The organism is Porphyrobacter sp. HT-58-2, from assembly GCF_002952215.1.
GTDB lineage: Bacteria > Pseudomonadota > Alphaproteobacteria > Sphingomonadales > Sphingomonadaceae > Erythrobacter.
In genome coordinates, this window is the sequence record NZ_CP022600.1 from 3,046,656 (window position 1) to 3,065,523 (window position 18,868).

Consider the following 18,868-nt stretch of genomic DNA (forward strand, 5'->3'; position numbering starts at 1 on the left):
TCCGCAGGATTACCGGTGAGCCGCCTTAGGCAAATTGCCCGCTCCGGCGCAAGCGGCGCTTCGCGCACAGCGGGCGGCGGCGGGCGCTGGACGCTGGGTGCGCTAGCGATTGCCGCGCTCGCCGGATTGCCGATCGGCGCGATTGTTTGGGCAGCACTTGCAGGGGGCGAGACAGACGAAGCAAGCGGGACGCTCGGTGATCTCGCCGCGACGGTGCTGCCGACCTATATCGCCAACACCGCGCTGCTGATGCTGCTGGCAGGCGGCATTGCAGCTATCATCGGGACGGGCTGTGCCTGGCTGATCGCCGCAACCCGCTTTCCGGGGCAACGCCTGCTCGGCTGGGCGCTGGTGCTGCCGCTGGCGCTTCCGGCCTACCTTGCCGCCTATATCTATGCCGATATGCTGGACTATGCCGGGCCGGTGCAGAGCGCCCTGCGCAGCCTGACCGGCTGGGGCGCCGAGGATTACATCTTTCCCGACATCCGCTCGCTGGGCGGCGGTGCCTTCGTGCTGGGCTTCGTGCTCTACCCTTACGTCTACCTGCTCGCGCGCACCGCCTTTGCCACCCAGAGCCTGACCCAGTTCCGCGCCGCGCGCAGCCTGGGCGCGCCGCCCGCCCGCGCGTTCCGGCAGGTGGCTCTGCCTGCCGCCCGCCCTGCCATAGCAGGCGGCCTCGCATTGGTATTGATGGAGGTGCTCGCCGATTTCGGCGTGGCTGAATATTTCGCCATTCCCACCTTTTCGACCGGCATCTTCAGAAGCTGGCTGGCGATGGGGGACAAGGCTGCGGCGCTGAAGCTGGCAGCAGTAATGCTGGTCTTCGTCATCCTGCTGGTCGCATGGGAAGCGCAGTCGCGGCGTGGACGCAGCGATAGTCGCGATGGCCTTGCCGCCCGCCCGACGGACGAACCGCTGGTCGGGCTCTCGCCGCTCGGCAAGGTGCTGGCCTTTGCCGCCTGCGCGCTGCCGGTGCTGCTCGGCTTCGTGCTGCCGGCGGGCTACCTGGTGAGCCTTGCCCTGAGCGAGACCGCGCAGAACGCTGCGGGAGAGATTGGCACCTACCTCAAGGGCAGCCTGTGGCTGGGGCTGGCGACGGCGCTGCTGTGCCTGATCGCGGCACTGCTGCTCGCCTTCGCCCGCGCCCGATCACCATCGCGCGCGGCGGCAGGAGCGATCCGGTTGGCAACCCTCGGTTACGCCCTGCCCGGCGCGCTGCTGGCGGTGGGACTGCTCGCACCGCTCGGTGCCTTCGACCAGAGCCTGACCCGCTTTGCCCGCGACAGCCTCGGCTGGACTGGCGGGCTGCTGCTGACAGGGACGAGCGCGATCCTTGTCTATGCCCTGTCGGTGCGGTTCCTGACGGTGGCCTATAACTCGGTGAGCGGTGGGCTGGCACGTATCCCTCCCAGCCTCGATGCTGCGGCCAGGAGCCTCGGCGCGGGGCCATCGCAGGTGCTGGCGCGGATCTATGCCCCGTTGCTTGCACCAAGCCTTGCGGGTGCAGCGGCGCTGGTGTTCATCGACACCCTGCGCGAACTGCCCGCAACGCTGATCCTGCGGCCCTTCAACCTCGAAACCCTCGCCACCCGCACCTATCGCCTCGCGAGTGACGAACGGCTGGTGGAGGCGGCGATCCCCGCGCTGATCCTGCTCGCAGCAGGGCTGCTGCCGGTGCTGGTGCTGAACCGGCTGGGGAAGCGTTAGCGCACGCCTCATCCATTCGTGTCGAGCGAAGTCGAGACACCGCTCACTGGCCTCTCGACTTCGCTCGAGGCGAACGGGCATGGACAAAACTGTAAGGCCAGCCTGTCACCGCACTTGTCCAAACCGGCTGAAGGGTTCACAAGACAGGTTACATGGCACGATTTCCCTTCTCAGCAATCGTCGGTCAGGACGAGATGAAACAGGCGCTGCTGATTGCCGCCGTCGACCCCAGCATTGGCGGGGTGATGGTGTTCGGCGATCGCGGCACGGGCAAATCCACCGCCGCGCGCGCGCTCGCCAGCCTGCTGCCGCCGATCATGGCAGCGGACGGCTGTCCCTATGGCTGCTCGAAGGAGGATCAGGCCCGCTACCCCGACGTGTGCGGCACGGGCAAGATGGTCAAGCGCGCCGTCCCCTTCATCGACATGCCCCTGGGCGCGACCGAAGATCGGGTGATCGGCAGCCTCGATCTCGAACGCGCTCTGAGGTCGGGCGAGAAAGCATTCGAACCGGGGCTGCTCGCCAAGGCGCACCGCGGGTTCCTTTACATCGACGAGATCAACCTGCTCGAAGATCACCTCGTCGATCTGCTGCTCGACGTGGCAGCCTCGGGCGAGAATGTGGTCGAGCGTGAAGGCCTGTCAGTCCGCCACCCGGCCAAGTTCGTGCTGATCGGTTCGGGCAACCCCGAAGAAGGCGAATTGCGCCCGCAGCTGCTCGACCGCTTTGGCCTGTCGGTGGAAGTGCGCACGCCCAAGGATATCGAAACCCGCATCAGCATCATGAAGCTCGTCGCCGCAAACGAGGCTGATCCGGAAGGCTTTGCCGCGCGCTGGGCGGGAGAGGACGAGGCGATCCTCAAGCGTGTCGCCAAGGGCAAGGCGCGTTTGCCCAAGCTTGTCCCCGGTGAGGACGTGCTGCGCGATGCCGCCAACCTGTGCCTTGCGGTGGGCGCGGACGGCCTGCGCGGCGAACTCACCCTGATGCGCGCCGCCCGCGCGCTGGCTGCGCTGCAGGGGGCCAAGGCTGTCACCCGCAAGCACCTGATTGCCATCGCGCCTTCCGCTCTGCGGCACCGGCTGCGGCGCGATGTGCTGGACGAGACCGGCTCCACCACGCGCATCACGCGGGCGATTGCCGAGCTGTTCGGATGACTTCGCCACACGCCGCGTCGGCCGATCCGCTCGACGATGCGGTGCTGGCGGCGCGGCTGTTCGTCCTCGCGCCGAACGTCTTCAGGGGCATGACCTTGCGCGGTTCCAGCCCGGCGCGCGAGGCCTTGGTGGCGGCGCTGAGCGATGCCCTCCTCCTGCGCCGCCTGCCGGGCCACGTCGATGATGAACGCCTGCTGGGCGGGATCGATCTGGCCGCCAGCCTGTCCGCCGGAAAGCCGATCCGCCAGACCGGGCTGATCGAGGAAGCGCGCGGCGGCGCGCTGATTGCGGGCATGGCGGAAAGGCTGGACGGCAGCATTGCCGGGCGGCTGGCGCAAGCGCTCGACGACCCATCGCATGGGGGCGAGACCGCGCTGGTGCTGCTCGATGATGCGAGCGACCCCGATGAAGCACCCCCTGTCAGCCTGACCGAGCGGCTTGCCTTCACCTGTGACCTGTCCGCCTCGCGCCGCTGGCAGGGTGTGGAACTGGCTCCGGCTGCCGGGACGCTGGCCGAAGTCGCGCCGCTGGATGAGGCCGCCCTGCGGGCGCTGGCGGCAACGGCCGAGGTGCTGGGGGTGGATTCCCTGCGGGCGCTGATCTTCGCGGGCGAGGCTGCGCGGGGCCTTGCCGCGCTGGAGGGGCGCACAACCGTCAGTGAGGGCGATCTGGCGGGCGCTGTCCGCCTCGCCCTCGCCCCCCGCGCCACGCGCCTGCCGCCGCAGGAAGCACAGGAACCGCCCCCGCCCGAGGAACCCGACCAGCCGCCACCCGACGGGCAGAACGACAATTCCGAGGATTCCGACCGCCAGCAGCAGGAGCCCGATCTGTCCGAGGTTCTGGTCGAAGCAGCCAAAGCCTCGATCCCGGCAGGCCTGCTGGAACAGCTCACCCAAGGCAAAGCGCCGCGCCGCTCCTCCTCCAGCGGCACCGGTCAGAAACGCAAGGCGGCGACGCGCGGCAAGCCATTGGGCGCGCGCCCGGGAATGCCGCGCGGCGGGGCAAAACTGGCGCTGATCGACAGCTTGCGCGCTGCCGTGCCGTGGCAGGCCGTGCGCCGAAAGGAACAGGGCGCCGACGCCGCATCTGCGATCATCATGCGCAAGGAAGACCTGCGCATCCGCCGCTTCGAGGAACGCGCCGCGCGGGTGACGATTTTCGCGGTCGATGCCAGCGGATCGGCGGCGGCAGCGCGGCTGGCCGAGGCCAAGGGCGCGGTCGAACTGATGCTGGCGCAGGCCTATGTCACCCGCTCCGAGGTCGCGCTGGTCGCCTTCCGGGGGACAAGCGCGGAACTGATCCTGCCCCCCACCCGCAGCCTTACCCGCGCCCGACGCATGCTGGCCGAATTGCCGGGCGGCGGCGGCACCCCGCTGGCAATGGGGCTGAACGTCGCCCGTGAAGTGGCCGAGGCGGTGATTGCGCGCGGACGCAGCGCGGCGCTGGTGATCCTCACCGATGGCAGAGCCAATATCGCTGCCGATGGCTCCCCCGGCCGCGCACAGGCCAAGGACGATGCCGAGGCCGCCGCCAAGGCGATCTGCGCGCGCGGGATTGATGCACTGGTGGTCGATATCTCCGCCCGTCCCGGCCCCGAAGGCGCGGCGCTGGCGCAGGCGCTGGGGGGGCGCTTCCTCGCCCTGCCGCGGGCCGATGCGCGGATGCTGCAAGCCGCGATCAACGCCGTGCAACCGATCGGCAAGGCGGCGTGAGCACGCTCGACTGGCACCGCGAAGGCCTGATCTGGCCCCACCGCGAGGCGAGCGCGTTCGTGCAGGTAGGCAACAGGCGCTGGCATGTGCAGACGATGGGTTCCGGCCCGCCGCTGCTGCTGCTCCACGGCACCGGTGCCTCGGTCCATTCATGGCGCGGCCTGATGCCGCTGCTGGCACAGACCCACACTGTGATCGCCCCGGATCTCCCTCGCCACGCCTTCACCACCGGTCATGATGCCTACGCCATGAGCCTGCCCGCGATGGCGCAGGAGATTGCACGGCTGCTCGACGCGCTTGAGGCCAGGCCCGCCGCGATCATCGGCCATTCGGCAGGCGCGGCGATTGCGCTGCAACTGGCGCTTGACCATGCCTACCAAGGCCCAATCATCGGCCTTAACGCGGCGCTGCGGCCCTTCCCCGGCGCGCTGGCGCAGATCTTCCCCGCGCTCGCCAAGACGCTGTTCGTCAATCCGCTGGTGCCGCGCATCTTCACCGGCAGCATCGACCTTGTCGGCGGGGCGGAGCGGTTCCTGTGGCGCTCCACCCATTCGCGCATCGATGCGGCGGGGCTGGCCTGTTACCGCACCTTGCTCAAGCATCCCGGCCATGCCGGCGGGGCGCTGGCAATGATGGCGAACTGGGATCTGCCCACTCTGCGCACGCGCATGGGGGAGGCCCGCAACCCCGTGCTGCTGATCCACGGCACCCATGATCCCGCTATCCCGCCCGACTGGGCGCGCGATGCGCAAAGCTGGCTTCCCGATGCGCGGCTGGAACTTCTCCCCGGGCTCGGCCATTTGGCCCATGAGGAAGCCCCTGAGGCTGTGCAGGCGCAGATCGCCGCCTTCCTCGCTCAGGCAGGTTAGGAGAGGCAGCAGATGCACAGCGGCAATTACGGCTGGATCGAGATCGTGCTGTTTTACGGCATCGCGATCGGCTTTGGCGCGTGGCAGTTCTGGAAGATGGACCGGATGCTGAAAAAGACCCGTGCGGAAAAGGCAGCCAAGGAGGCGGCCGAACGCGAGGGCGATGGTGAGGCTTCGGCGGAGTAAGGCGGACGCCGCAAGGCTGTCACACCGCAAGCAAGGGAACTGTCATCAGCACAATGTCCGCTCGCGCGCGATCATCGCGGCATGGGTGCGGTTGCGCGCGCCGAGCTTGCGGCAGATCAGCTTGACGTGGAGCTTGATCGTCGGCTCGCGCAGGTCGAGGTCGCGGGCGATTTCCTTGTTTGCCTGTCCTGCGCACAGCCCGGCCAGCACCTGCCGCTCACGCGGCGAAAGGCCGCCGGTTTCGGGCGGCTTTTCCTGTGAGGGGCGGTGGAGATCAATCGGCATATAGGTCTCGCCCGCCGCCATGAAGCGGATCGCATTGACCAGCGACCGGGCAGGCAGGGTCTTGGGGAGATATCCCGCCGCGCCCACAGCAATTACCTTGTCCGCCACGCCCGCCGGACTCAGGCCCGACATCAGCGCGACACGCTGACCCTTGCCCGCCACAATCGCCTGCTCCAGCCCGCGATAGCCGTCCATCCCCGGCATCCCGTAATCGAGCACCACCAGATCGAAAGGCGCGCCTTCGGCATTGGCGGCGTCAATCGCCTGCAAGGCTTCGGGCAGATTGGCGACGGTATCGACCGTGAATTGCCCTGCTGCTTCGAGGTAGGAACGCAGGACATCGCGCAGCAATTCATGGTCGTCGGCAATTAGGATACGCATTGATTGGTCCTTTCACGCGCCGCCAGCAGCGCAGCGCCTGCGGCGGCGGCGAGCTGGGCGGTGCTGGCGGGCTTGCCGAGCACGGCGTCGAACAGGCCGACCTGTTTCTGGTGCAGCTTGTGGATGCGCGGCAGGGCGGTCAGTAGCAGGATCGGCAGATCGGGCCTGAACCGACGCACCGCGCGGGCGAGCTCGGCACCGTTCATGCCGGGCATGTCGTAATCGGTGATGACCAGATCCCACGCCCCGGGATCATCCTTGATCGCGGTGACCGCGTCACGGACATCGAGGCACGGGCCGACCTCGGCGCCCGCATCTTCCAGCATGGCGACCAGCGTATCGACCACCGCCGGGCTGTCATCGACCACCAGCACGGTCTTGCCCGCGAGCCCTGCCACCTCGAGATCACGGTCAGGCTGGCTTCCGTCGGCATCGCCGGTCTGAGGCTGGAGCGGCCAGTAGAGTTCGAAGATCGTGCCCGCACCGGGCCAGCTCTCGATCGCGAGCGCGCCGCCATTGCTGGCGATGATCCCGGCCACGACGGCAAGGCCAAGACCGGTTCCCGCTTCGCCCTTGCGGGTGAAGAAGGGCTCGAAAATCTGGCTCACCTCCTCCGGGTTGATTCCGCATCCGGTGTCGCTCACCCGGATCATGACGGCCGGCCCCGTGGGCAGACAGCCGATCGCCAGCCTGCCGGGGGGCGGTTCGAGCGGGCCGGTCTTGACCTCCAGCTTGATCCACCCGGTCTCCCCCAGCCGCAGCGAATCGCGCGCGTTCAGGACCAGATTGAGCAGCACCTGATTGAGCTCAGTCTCGTCGGTCAGCAGCATGATCGGGGCCGAGGGCATCGCCAGTTCGATCCGGTGGAGCGGATCAGTGAGGCTGGGCTCGACCAGATCGCGAACATTGCGCAGCATCCCGCGCAGATCGACCAGCTTGGGGTGCGGAACCCGGCGGCCGAGTGTCAGCAATTTCTCCACCAGCCGCGCCGCGGTGGTCGTCGCTGTCTGGATGCGCAGCGCGTGGTGCCGCACACGGTCGTCCTCGATATGCCGCAGCAGCTCTGCCGTGCCGGATATGGCAGCGATCAGATTGTTGAAATCATGCGCGATACCGCTCGCCAGCTGGCCCACGACCTCCTGCCGCTGGGCCAGCATCAGCTGGTCGCGCAGCCGCGCCTTTTCCCGTTCCATCCCGCGCCGGTCGCCGACATCGCGGGTAACGCAGACGATCCCGCCATCAGGCGCCAGCGACAGGGCGATTTCCTGTTCGAGCGGAGAGCCATCGGCCTTCAGGCCATTTGTCTCGCCACGCCACTGGCCTGCGGCGAACAGTTCCGGCATGGCCTCGTCATTGATGCGGCGTGCTTCATCAGGGCCGTAGAGCACGCTCCAAGCCTGCCCCATCAGCGCGGCGGCATTGGGATAGCCGAACATGGCCGCGTGGGCGTGGTTCATGAAGATGAAGCGGCCCTCGGCATCGGTCAGGGCGATGCCATCGTCCGAAGCTTCGATGGCGGCGACCTGCCGGGCGAGCCGCGCTTCGGTGGCGACCCGCTCGGCCTCAGACTGCTTGCGGGCGCTGATGTCGCGGATGATCGCGGCAAACCCGTCCGGCGTGCCGCCGGTGGCGCTGCCATCCTCGGACCACATCGCCAACGAGAGCTCGATGGGAAACTCACGCCCGTCCTTGGCCAATGCAGGCACCTCGACCGTCTGTCCGACCAGCTTCGACGGCCCTTTGGCGCGCAGGCGGGCAACTCCGGCATGGTGGCCCTGGCGGTGAACCGGCGGGATGATGAGATCGAGGCTTTGCCCAAGTGCCTCGGCAGCGCTCCAGCCGAACATCGCCTCGGCAGCGCGGTTCCAAAGGATAATGCGGCTGTGCGAATCAGCGCAGACGAAGGCATCGGTGGTGGTCTGAGCAATAAGGTGTGCGATGCGCCGTTCCTGACGCGCTTGTCGCCCTTCAAGCAACGCCACCACCTGCCGCGCCATCAGCTGCAGCACCTCTGCCTCGTGCGCGGTGAAGGCGGCGCGGGGGGCAGGGTCGATCACGCATAACGTCCCGATCCGGTGCCCGCTCGCCAGCACCAGCGGCGCGCCTGCGTAGAAACGGATGTGCGGATCGTCAGTCACCAGCGGGTTTCCCGCAAAGCGTGTATCGGCGGTGGCATCGGGTACCACCATCACCCCGTCCTGATGGATCGTGTGCCCGCAAAACGAAATGCTGCGGCAGGTCTCGCGCGCAGCGAGGCCGTGACGTGCCTTGAACCACTGGCGGTCGGCATCGACCAGGCTGACCAGCGCAGTTGCAGTGCCGAACCGATCGGCGGCCAACCGCGCGATCACGTCAAGCTCGTCCTCGCTCGGTGTGTCGAGAACTGTGAGGCGATGCAGCGCGGCGAGCCGTTCGGGCTCGTCAGCGGGGATCGGGGGAGGGGTGAAGGCAGGCTCAGGCATGGCGGTGTCGGTCCGGTCGGAATGCTGCGTCAAACAGGAGTCCTGCGTGGGTCACGCGCACCTCGCGCGCAACCTGACCATACGGGCAGAATCCTTATCCTTTCGTATAGGTGGCCCCCTCCCACGGTAGCGCCACCTATCCCGCCGGAGGTCGGCCTTAACCCTTCCGCGCCGCGCAATATCCTGTCGCTACCGAGACAGAATCGACCCGGTCCGCCACATGGGGTTCAGCCACGGCAACACCGCCGCTGGACACAACCCATGACCACAAAGGACCAATGAAATGAACAAGATGTTTGCAATCGCCGCCGCTTTCGCGTCGCTCGCCGCGGCCACTTCGGCCCAGGCCCAGTCGGCTGATGCCGGCGCTGGCGCGAAGATCATCGCGCCGCTGGAAATCAGCAACGTAACCGATCTCTACTTCGGCACGATCGCTCCCTCGACCACGGTTGCCGACACTGTCACCGTGCTGGCCGACGGCAGCCGCAAGTGCGGCCCGGCGCTGACCTGCCTCACCGCCGACCACACCGCTGCCGCCTTCGCGGTGACGGGTGAAGCCGACGCCTTCTACACCATCGCGCTCCCCCGCGAGATCAAGATCGTCAACGAAAAGGGCACCGAAATGCGCGTTGCCGACTTCAACGGCTCGAAGGCTGGCGGTCAGCTCCTGAGCGGCGAAGACAGCTTCACCGTTGGCGGCACGCTGGATGTCGGCGTCCGTCAGGAAGCGGGCAAGTACACCGGTAGCTTCACCGTCGCGGTGGAATACCAGTAAGCCCTCCGTGGCAGGGGGAGAAGGGAGCCGCGCATTCCCCCGCGCGGCTCCCCGATCCCCTGGCCACTCTCTTCATCTTCCCCCAAGACCACTCCCTGCCCACGTAAGGTCTTCCCATCATGCACCGTTTCTCTCTCGCCGCCGCGCTGCTCGCGGCGCTTGCCACCCCTGTGCCTGCCGCCGCTGAACTGCTGGTCGCCCCCACCCGCGTGGTGCTGACCCCGGACGCGCGCAGCACTGAACTCGTGCTCGTCAACAAGGGCACCGAGACCGCTGCTTTCCGCATCAACATCGAAAACCGGCGCATGAACGAAAACGGCAGTCTCGATGACGCACCGACGCCCCAGGCGGGCGAGCTCTTTGCCGATGACAAGCTGCGCTATTCCCCACGCCAGCTGGTGCTGGAACCGGGCGCGCGCCAGGTGGTGCGGATCCTGGCCAGCGCGCCGCCTGATCTTGCACCGGGCGAATATCGTTCACACCTGCGGCTGATGTCCGCGCCGGTCAGCGCCGGGGCCTCGACCCTCGGGGGCGAGCCGGCGGGTGACAACAGCCTGTCGATCGAACTCGTTGCGATCCGTTCGCTCACCATCCCGGTGATCCTGCGCGTCGGTACGCTTGAGGCCAGCGTCACCATGGACAGCGCCGCCATGGCCGAGGACGCCCCCAGCCAGCTGGTGGTGCGCCTGACCCGTTCCGGCACGCGTTCGACCTATGGCGATGTCAGCTTCACCCCCGAAGGCGCCAAGGCCCCGTTGTGGGTAGTGCGCGGCGTCGCGATCTATACCCCCAACACCACCCGCGACGTGGTGATCCCGCTCCCGCCTGAAGTGCGCGCGCAGCTGGCGGGCAAGCGGGTACGGATCGACTACACATCAACCGATGCCGCCGATCCGGCGAACGCGGGCAAGCTGCTCGCCAGCCTCACCGCAGCGCTCTGATCCCATGACCCGGCCCGGTAACCACCCATGTCCCGCCGCCCCATCAGGCCACTGCGCTGGCTGTCCGCGCTGCTGTGTGCAGCCGGTCTGGTGGGAGCCGTCGCTGCCCCACTTCGGGCGCAGGATACCGACGCCGACGGGGGCCTGTTCGACCGGCTGTTCGGCACCGACCCCGCTGCGGAGCGGGCCGGTCAGGCCGCTGACGGGCTCGCCCTTCCGGCCCTTTTCGCCGACGGCAGGCTGATCGCCGACACCATCCCGCTCCACGATCTCGGCGCGGCGGGCGGGGCCTGCGTGGCGATTATGCCCCTGCTCGAAGCGCTGGAACTGGCCCACGCAGCCACGCCCGAAGGGCTGAACCTCACGCTGCCTGAACCGCGTCGCACCGTTGCCATCCCCGCCGCCCTGCTGCTGCCGAGCCCCTCGGGCGAGTGCCTGCCGCTTGCCGATGTGCCGGGTGTCCTTCCCATTAGCCTCACGCATGACCGAGTGAGCCAGCGCCTTGTCCTCACCCCGCGCGCCGCGCTTCCCGTGCTGATGCGTCTTGCGCGGGAAGAACGCCAGGCGCGGCTGCGGCCCGAGACGGCGCGACCCGCCTACGCCCTGCTCGCCCGCCCGAACCGGATCGCCGAACTGTGGAGCGCCGATCTGGGCGCTGGGATAGCCGTGGGGCCGCAGGGGCGTCAGCTCTCGGCCAATCTGCTGGCGAGCGGCGGGCTGCTGGGCATGGCCGGGCGGATCGGCGTCGGGCTGACAGCGGAAGGGCGTATCACCCCCGGCTTCGCCCTGTCTGATGCGCGCAACACGCCCGATCTGCTGGGGCCGCTGGCCGCCCGCAGCCTCGCGCTGGGCGATATTGCCGCGCCCGCACAACCGCTGATTGCCGATGCCCTGTCGGGGCGCGGGTTGATCGTGTCTTCGCGTGCGCCCTGGCGGGCCGATCTGATCGATACCATCACCCTCTCCGGCCCGCTTCCGCAAGGCTGGGAGGCCGAGCTATGGCATGAGGAACGCCTCGTCGCCGTCACCCGCGAGACCGATGCGGCGGGTCACTGGCAATTCGGAAACATCCCGGTGCGGATTGGCGCAAACCGCTGGATGGTGCGGCTCTACGGCCCCAATGGCGAAACCGAGGAACAAGTCTTCACCCGCCTCGTCGGCACCGAAATGAACGCCGAGAACGAGGTCGGCTACAGCTTCGGCATCGTCGACGGCGGGCGCCCGCTGATCGGCACCACGCTGGCGGGCGCTCCGGCAGGGCCTGCCGCCTTCGCCAGCATCGACTGGGGCATGACAAACGACGTCACTGTGCGGCTCGATCTGAGAGCAGAACGCCAAGGACAGCCTGCACTGGCGCTGGGATTTAACGGTGCGCTTGGCGAGGGGCTGTGGGCGCTGACCGGGGCGCGCGACCGCAAAGGTGGCTATGGCGGGATGCTGCGACTGGCGCGGCGGATCGGGGCGCAGGACGTGACGTTCGACCTCGCGCGGCATGGCCGCGATGCCGGCCCCGGCCTCCCCCCGCCGGTGCGCGAATTTGCCAGCGTGATGGCGGTCGCCGGACAAGGGCGCATCGGTCTCGGACGCCTCAGCCTACCCTGGCAGGCGCGCTTCCAGACCGGCGAGCGGCGCAGCGGCGGCAGCCGTGAAGTGGCCGCCGCGCGGCTGGTGCTGCCGATGGCGGACTGGCAGGCGAACCTCGCACTCGGCGGCGTGCGGGAGGGCAGCACGCCCTGGCTCGGCACGGCGGCGCTGGGTGTCACCGCCCGCCACGGTGACTGGCGGCTGCGCAGCGCCGTCAACGCCTCTGACCGTCAAGGCTGGCGGATCGACGGCGCCAGCATCAGTGCGGCGCGGCGGCTGGGCCGGGGCGGCAATGTCGCGCTCGATCTCGACTGGCAGGCCGACACTGGCAAGCTCGGCGGCGGGGTGATCTTCGCGCATCAGCTCGGCCCGCTTGGGATCAGCGCTTCGGCCGGGCGCGAGGGCGAAGGCTGGCGGGCGGGGATCGGCCTCACGATCGGGCTTTTTCGCGGCCCCGAACGCTGGCGCACCGCGCCCGCCGGGATTGCCCGTTCCGGCGCGGTGCTGGCCGAGATGTTCGTCGACGAGGACGGCGACGGCGTCCGCGGCTCGGACGAAGTCGGGGTCGAAGGCGGGCGCTTCATCGTTGGCGCAGCGCTGCGGCGCGAGGCGACCGATGCGCAGGGCCGGGTGCTGATCGGCGGGATCGCACCGGGGCCGGATGTCGATATCGAGACCCAGATGTCCTCGCTCACCGACTTCACCCTGCGCCCCGCCCATGCGGGCGACCGCCTTGCCCTGCGACCGGGCGAGATTCGTCACCTGCCCATCGCCCTGCGCCCCACCGGCAGTATCGAGGTGCAGGTTCTGCTCGCAGCCGGTGACAGGCTGACCCCTCGCTCGGGCGTCCCGGTGATCCTGCGCGATGCTCAGGGCCAAGAGGTCGCCCGGGCGATCACCGATTTTGACGGCTTCGTCCTGTTCGATGGGCTTGCCTTCGGGTCGTGGCAGGCCGAAGCGGCTGGCCAGCACACGTCGAGGCTCATCCTGTCCCGTGACAGGCCTGATGACGCGGTGCGCCTGCTGTTGCCGCCAGCGTGAAGCATGATCGTCGCCACAATGCATCTCCTGCCCCCTGAAATGCTGGTCAAGGGGCGGACTGGCTCTGCCAGGGGCCAGCAACGGGCGCCTTTATGCCTTGCGGCGCGGCATCCGGTAGGGGAGCATGAACTGCACGAGCCGCGACGAAAAGCGCCGCATGTCGAGGCTTTCCTGCACCGCCACCACGTCCTCGCCCATGAAGCGCGAGGCGAGTTCACTGCGAGCGTAGAACGGCGTGTCCTCCCACGTCCGGCGCACTTCGGCGACGCCGATGTCGGAACGGGTGCGGCGGGTGATGCCCCACTTGCTGTCGGGAAGCGCGGCAATCGGAGGCAGATCGACCGGCTCCGGCACGCCATGTGCATCAAATCGCAGGGCGCTGGCGAACAGCGAACCATCGCCGCGCTCGCCTTCATAGCATACCAGCGCGCCTTCCTTCAGGTGCGCGCGCGACCAGTGCCAGGTGTTGAAGCCCGTCTCCAGCGGCTCGGCCCCGCGGTTGTGATCGAGATAGGCCTTGCCGCTCCACGACAGGCCGGGGGACTGCATCTCCACCTCGATCCGCGCGCGCGGAGCAAGACAATGCCAGATGTGGCGTTCCTGCGGATCGAGCGCGAAGGCGGCGCGGTTGAGCACTTCGGGGATCACCCGCACCCGCCCGCGCACCGGGCGCTGCCAGGGGACGAACAGGCGCGTGTCGCCTTCATGGATGTCGATGGTGAGCGCCCCGCCCTCCCAGCGCACGCTGCTTGGCCCGATCACGAGATTGCTGGCATCGCGATCCAGCGCGCTGCGGCCCCGCTCGGTCATCGTCCAGCGCGCCTGCGGGCCGTAAAGCGCGACATTGAGCGCCACGTGATCGAGCGGATCGCTCCGCCCAGACCGCTTGTAATAGGGCGAGAACACGCTCCCGAGGAACGCGATGATCGTCAGCCCGTGCTGCCCGTCGTCGCTGATGGCATCGACATACCACCAGGAATAGCCGCCGGGCGGGATGTCTTCATCGAAACGAGGTCCTTCGCGATCACCCGCGCTGCCAGCTGCCCGGACAAGGCTGCCATCGGGACGCCTGCCGCCGGATGGGTCGCCCCGCCCGTGCAATAGAGACCGGGCAGACGGGTTTTCGGCCCCTGCCGCTGGAAGGAGGCCGCCCAACCGTGCGACGCTCTGCCATAAAGGGCGCCGCCCGTGGCCGGGAACAGGCCTTCCCAATCCTCGGGCGTCATGAGCTGGTGCGGCAGTGGCTCCTCCAGTTGCAGGCCGCAGCGTTTCAGCGTTGCCATCATGGCCCGTGTGCATCGCTCTCTCTCCTCGGGTGTATAGTGGTGAACGTCTCCATGAGCGGGGGCGTTGACGATGATCTGGATGCGTTCGCGCCCCGCCGGTGGGGGCGCATGCTCGCCCGCGCCGCGATCAATGGCGCAGACATAGACGGTCGGCTCGGACGGGGTGTTCCCGGCGCCGATCTCGCGGAATTCCTTAGGGTAATCGCGCGAGAAGAAGACGTTGTGGTGGGTAAGATCAAAGCCCTTGGTCTCGGCATGGGCATACCACACCAGCGCCGATAGCGAGCGTTTGCGCACCGGAATGGCAGGCACAGCGCGGGTAGCTGCCGCCCCGAAACGACCAGTGGCAAGCGCGCCGGGATCGCCATTGCAGATCACGACATCGGCCGGGATCACCTCTCCGCTGGCAAGCCGCACGCCGCTGGCGCGGCCATTATGGGTGAGGATTTCCGCAACCGGCGCATGGCAGCGCACCCGTGCGCCCTGCCCCTCAGCCAGCCCGGCAATTGCCCTCGCCAGCGCATGGATCCCGCCCTCGATCAGCCACACCCCGCGCGCCTCGACGTGGGCGATCAGCATCAGGGTCGCGGGCGCACTGAACGGCGAAGACCCGCAATAGGTGGCATAGCGCCCGAACAACTGCTGGAGGCGCGCATCCTTAAAATGGCTGCCGAGCGCCTTCCACATCCCGTCAAACGGACGCATCGCCAGCATATCGCCCATGCGCCACGGCCCGATCCGCCACATCATCGGCAAAGGCGTGCTGGCCTTGTCGCCGCGCAGGAAGGGTTCTTCCAGCACTTCGAAGATCCGCCGCGCCTCGGCGGTGAAGCTGGCGTAACCCCGCGCTGCCTCGGCCCCGGCAAATTCGCCCACGGCTTCGATGCTGCGCGCACGGTCGGCATAGAGATCAAGCTGGCCTGCATCATCCCACGCATGACGGGCGATCACATCGGCCTTGTTGACGGTGACATGATCCTCCAACCGCGCGCCGCAAGCGGCAAAGACCTCGTCGAAGACCTCGCGATAGGTGAAGACTGTCGGCCCGCCGTCGATTGCCGCGCCATCGACGCTGATACGCCGCGCCTTCCCGCCGACCCAGGCCTCCTTCTCGCATACGGTCACATCCGCGCCGCGCGCGGCGAGCAAGGCGGCGCTGGTCAGCCCGCCCATTCCCGCTCCGATCACGACGACTCGCGCAGTCACTCGTCTTCGCTCCCGTCCATCCGGCGATTATCATTGACCTTACGCGCGTATCTGTCCAACTATTTAGACATATGGCCTGTGAAACTTCTCGATCATGAGCAAATGGGCCGCTTTCAAGCTCGGATATGTGGCGCGCCGCAACCGGGTGTTCGCCTCGCCAAGGTTCCAGCACTGGGCCGCGCGCCTGCCGCTGATCCGGTGGATCGCTCGCAGCCGTGCCAACGGCGCTTTCGATCTCCTCGCAGGGTTTGCCTATTCGCAGGTGTTGCGCGCCTATGTTGAAGGCGGACTGTTCGATGTGCTCAAGGACGGTCCGCTGGGGCAGGCGCAGATTGCCGCGCGCATGAACCTGTCCGAAGCCGCAACGCTGACCCTGCTGCGCGCCGGACGCCCGCTGATGCTGTCGGAAGAACCGGCCCCCGATCACTGGATGCTGGGCGAGCAAGGCGCTGTATTCGCTTCCAATCCCGGTGTGCAGGCGATGGTGCGCCACCACCGGCTGCTCTATGCCGATCTCGCTGATCCGCTTGCCCTGCTGCGTGCCGACCGGGCTGAGCCGACGGCGCTTTCACAATTCTGGACCTATGCCGGGGCGCTCCATGGTGTCGCCGAGCGTGGAGAGCAGACCGCCGAATATTCGCAGCTGATGGCTGCCTCGCAACACTTCGTCGCGGACGAGGTGCTGGCGACAGTCGCCTTCCGGGACGTGACCCGCCTGCTGGATGTCGGGGGCGGGCATGGTGCCTTCCTTGCGGCAATCGGCAGTGCGCATCCGCATCTGCGGCTCGGCTTGTTCGATCTGCCGGAAGTCGCCGAGACCGGCGGGCGCGTACTGGCCGAGGCCTTCGGTGCTGAGCGCGTGACCGCGCATCCCGGCAATTTCTTCAGCGATTCCATTCCACAAGGCTATGACATGGTGTCGCTCATCCGCATCCTCCACGATCATGACGATACCCCGCGCAAGCCCTCCTCGCCAATATCCGCGCCAGCCTCGCCCCTGGAGCGCGGCTGCTGATCGCCGAACCGATGGCGCAAATTCCCGGCGCCGAGGCGATGGGCGAGGCGTTTTTCGGGCTGTACCTGTGGGCGATGGGCTCAGGCCGCCCGCGCAGCCCGGTCGAGATCGCCGCCATGTGCCGCACTGCCGGCTTTTCCCGCGCACAGCCCGTCGCAACAGCGCAACCAGTCAACGCAAGCGTCATCATCGCCACCGCCTGAGCAAAACTTGTCCAATAAATTTGACAGTGAATAGCGTAAGGCGTAGCTAACAGGTGGGAGAACGTTTTTTCGGACTTTCGAGTCGGCGTTCGCGCCGCGGAATCCGAGCACGGAGAGCGAGTCGATGAACACCCTGGCGGTCATTCTTGAAGCACCTGAGCGCATCGCGCTCCGGCCGCTTGAGATGAAGCCGCTGGATGCTGCCGACGTTCTCGTGGATATCGCGTACAGCGGCATCAGCACCGGCACTGAAAAGCTGCTTTTTACCGGGCGAATGCCGCCCTTTCCGGGCCTCGGTTATCCGCTGGTGCCGGGCTACGAATCGGTGGGCCGCATCGTCGATGCCGGGCCTGATGCGCGCGGACGGATCGGTGACTGGGTGTTTGTACCCGGTGCCAATTGCTATCAGGATGCGCGCGGCCTGTTCGGCGGCACGGCACAGCGCGTGATCGTGCCTTCGGCGCGGGCACTGCCAATCCCTGAACATCTTGGCGATGCCGGCGTGCTGTGCGCGCTTGCTGCGACCGCGCTTCATGCGATCAAGGGCGGCTTCGACCGCCGCGAGGCCCTGCCCGATCTCATCATCGGCCACGGCGTTCTGGGTCGCCTGCTCGCTCGCCTTACGCTGGCGCTGGGCGGCGCTGCGCCCACGGTGTGGGAAGTGAACCCCGCGCGCCGCGCAGGTGCATCCGGTTACAATGTTATCGACCCTGCCGCTGATGAGCGCCGCGATTATCACGCCATCTATGATGCCAGCGGCGATGCCGGGCTGATCGATGATCTCGTGATGCGCCTCGCCAAGGGTGGGGAGATCGTGCTGGCGGGCTTCTATTCCGAACGGGTGAGCTTCGCCTTTCCGGCGGCCTTCATGAAGGAGGCGCACTTCCGCGTTGCCGCCGAGTGGCAGCCCGGCGATCTCGCCGAAACCCGCGCGCTGATCGAATGCGGGAGGCTCGATCTTAAGGGCCTCGTTACCAACCGGCGTCCTGCCGGGGAGGCGCTCGACGCCTATCCGCAGGCTTTCACTGACCCCGACTGTCTCAAGATGGTCCTCGATTGGAGCGAATGCTGATGTCCGTGCTCGACACCCAGACTGCAAGCCTGCGCGAAGAAGCGAGCATTGAACCGGATCCGGTTCACACCGGTGAGGTGAAGAGCGAAACGCAGATCATCGCGATCTACGGCAAGGGCGGCAGCGGCAAGAGCTTCGCGCTCGCCAATCTCAGCTACATGATGGCCCAGCAGGGCAAGCGCGTGCTGCTGATCGGCTGCGACCCCAAGTCCGACACCACCAGCCTGCTGTTCGGCGGCAAGGCGACCCCGTCGATCATCGAAACCTCGTCGAAGAAGAAGCTGGCCGGCGAGGAAGTGCGCATCGAGGATGTGTGCTTCCAGCGTGACGGTGTCTTCGCGATGGAACTAGGCGGCCCCGAAGTCGGGCGTGGCTGCGGCGGGCGCGGGATCATCCACGGCTTCGAAACGCTCGAAAAATTGGGCTTCCACGACTGGGGCTTCGACTACGTGCTGCTCGATTTCCTTGGCGACGTGGTGTGCGGCGGCTTCGGCCTGCCGATCGCCCGCGACATGTGCCAGAAGGTGATCGTGGTCGGCTCGAACGACCTGCAGTCACTCTATGTCGCCAACAACGTGTGCCACGCGGTCGAATACTTCCGCAAGATGGGCGGGAATGTCGGTGTGGCGGGCATGATCGTCAACAAGGACGACGGCACCGGCGAAGCCCATGCCTTTGCCAAGGCGGTCGGCATTCCGGTGCTCACCGCGATCCCCGCCAACGAGGACATCCGCCGCAAGAGCGCCAATTACCAGATCATCGGCATGCCCGGCGGCGAATGGGGCAGCCTGTTTGAAGAACTTGCCAGCAACGTCGCCAGCGCGCCGCCGCTGCGGCCCACGCCGCTTGATCAGGACGGACTGCTGGGCCTGTTCAGTGCCGATGTGGTCGGCGGCAATGTCGAGCTCGTCCCCGCGACCCAGGCCGACATGCGCGGCGGGGTGTTCGAAACCAAGCCCAGCCTCGAAGTGATCTACGACGAGGCCTGA

At 67.6% G+C, this 18,868-nt stretch carries 16 protein-coding genes; 12 read left to right on the forward strand and 4 right to left on the reverse strand.

Annotated features, from left to right (window positions below):
- Positions 1-15 precede the first annotated feature (15 nt).
- From CHX26_RS14445 to CHX26_RS15930, 5 genes are all read left to right on the forward strand, one after another.
- Positions 16-1,707, forward strand: a complete 1,692-nt coding sequence (locus tag CHX26_RS14445; protein WP_233997182.1) for an ABC transporter permease — start codon at positions 16-18, stop codon at positions 1,705-1,707.
- A gap of 152 nt (positions 1,708-1,859) precedes the next feature.
- Complete coding sequence (gene bchI / locus CHX26_RS14450; RefSeq protein ID WP_104942979.1) at positions 1,860-2,861, forward strand: magnesium chelatase ATPase subunit I; 1,002 nt, start codon at positions 1,860-1,862, stop codon at positions 2,859-2,861.
- Positions 2,858-4,573 (forward strand): magnesium chelatase subunit D, encoded by a 1,716-nt coding sequence (locus tag CHX26_RS14455; RefSeq protein WP_104942980.1) that lies wholly within the window; start codon positions 2,858-2,860, stop codon positions 4,571-4,573. The genes bchI and CHX26_RS14455 overlap by 4 nt, the downstream gene beginning before the upstream one ends.
- Positions 4,570-5,442, forward strand: a complete 873-nt coding sequence (bchO, locus tag CHX26_RS14460) for an alpha/beta fold hydrolase BchO (protein WP_104942981.1) — start codon at positions 4,570-4,572, stop codon at positions 5,440-5,442. Before CHX26_RS14455 ends, bchO begins: the two co-directional genes overlap by 4 nt.
- A 12-nt stretch (positions 5,443-5,454) precedes the next feature.
- A complete protein-coding gene (locus CHX26_RS15930; RefSeq protein WP_172449856.1) occupies positions 5,455-5,628 on the forward strand; it encodes a hypothetical protein in 174 nt (57 codons plus the stop codon).
- Positions 5,629-5,673: 45 nt separating this feature from the next.
- Here the strand turns inward: CHX26_RS15930 and CHX26_RS14465 are convergent, their stop codons facing one another.
- Both CHX26_RS14465 and CHX26_RS14470 read right to left on the reverse strand, forming a co-directional pair.
- Positions 5,674-6,294 carry a response regulator gene (locus tag CHX26_RS14465; protein WP_104942982.1) on the reverse strand — a complete coding sequence of 207 codons (621 nt, stop codon included), beginning with the start codon at positions 6,292-6,294 and terminating at the stop codon, positions 5,674-5,676.
- A complete protein-coding gene (locus CHX26_RS14470) occupies positions 6,282-8,756 on the reverse strand; it encodes a hybrid sensor histidine kinase/response regulator (RefSeq protein ID WP_146107750.1) in 2,475 nt (824 codons plus the stop codon). Before CHX26_RS14470 ends, CHX26_RS14465 begins: the two co-directional genes overlap by 13 nt.
- Positions 8,757-9,039: 283 nt before the next feature.
- Here CHX26_RS14470 and CHX26_RS14475 point away from each other — a divergent pair, with 283 nt between their 5' ends.
- The 3 genes from CHX26_RS14475 (at position 9,040) to CHX26_RS14485 (ending at position 13,097) form a co-directional block, all read left to right on the forward strand.
- Complete coding sequence (locus tag CHX26_RS14475) at positions 9,040-9,531, forward strand: DUF4402 domain-containing protein (protein WP_104942984.1); 492 nt, start codon at positions 9,040-9,042, stop codon at positions 9,529-9,531.
- Positions 9,532-9,650: 119 nt separating this feature from the next.
- A complete protein-coding gene (locus CHX26_RS14480; protein ID WP_104942985.1) occupies positions 9,651-10,472 on the forward strand; it encodes a fimbrial biogenesis chaperone in 822 nt (273 codons plus the stop codon).
- A 27-nt stretch (positions 10,473-10,499) separates the two neighbouring features.
- Positions 10,500-13,097: an MSCRAMM family protein gene (locus CHX26_RS14485; RefSeq protein ID WP_104942986.1), complete on the forward strand. Its 2,598-nt coding sequence runs from the start codon at positions 10,500-10,502 to the stop codon at positions 13,095-13,097.
- A gap of 90 nt (positions 13,098-13,187) precedes the next feature.
- Here CHX26_RS14485 and CHX26_RS14490 read toward each other — a convergent pair whose 3' ends face one another.
- Together CHX26_RS14490 and crtD are read right to left on the reverse strand one after the other, a co-directional pair.
- Positions 13,188-14,003 carry a hydroxyneurosporene dehydrogenase gene (locus CHX26_RS14490; protein WP_104942987.1) on the reverse strand — a complete coding sequence of 272 codons (816 nt, stop codon included), beginning with the start codon at positions 14,001-14,003 and terminating at the stop codon, positions 13,188-13,190.
- Positions 14,004-14,026: 23 nt separating this feature from the next.
- The gene (crtD, locus tag CHX26_RS14495) at positions 14,027-15,589 is read right to left on the reverse strand and encodes a 1-hydroxycarotenoid 3,4-desaturase CrtD (RefSeq protein ID WP_104942988.1); all 1,563 of its coding nucleotides are present in this window, start codon (positions 15,587-15,589) and stop codon (positions 14,027-14,029) included.
- 94 nt (positions 15,590-15,683) lie between these two features.
- On the opposite strand from crtD, the gene CHX26_RS14500 reads away from it, so the two are divergent.
- The 4 genes from CHX26_RS14500 (at position 15,684) to CHX26_RS14510 (ending at position 18,868) form a co-directional block, all read left to right on the forward strand.
- On the forward strand, positions 15,684-16,604 hold the full coding sequence (locus tag CHX26_RS14500) for an acetylserotonin O-methyltransferase (protein ID WP_250645323.1): 921 nt from the start codon (positions 15,684-15,686) through the stop codon (positions 16,602-16,604).
- Positions 16,604-16,807, forward strand: coding sequence for a hypothetical protein (locus CHX26_RS16140; protein WP_250645326.1), 204 nt, complete (start codon positions 16,604-16,606; stop codon positions 16,805-16,807). The genes CHX26_RS14500 and CHX26_RS16140 overlap by 1 nt, the downstream gene beginning before the upstream one ends.
- 124 nt (positions 16,808-16,931) lie before the next feature.
- Positions 16,932-17,879, forward strand: a complete 948-nt coding sequence (gene bchC, locus CHX26_RS14505; RefSeq protein WP_104942989.1) for a chlorophyll synthesis pathway protein BchC — start codon at positions 16,932-16,934, stop codon at positions 17,877-17,879.
- Complete coding sequence (locus CHX26_RS14510) at positions 17,873-18,868, forward strand: chlorophyllide a reductase iron protein subunit X (protein WP_442956911.1); 996 nt, start codon at positions 17,873-17,875, stop codon at positions 18,866-18,868. The genes bchC and CHX26_RS14510 overlap by 7 nt, the downstream gene beginning before the upstream one ends.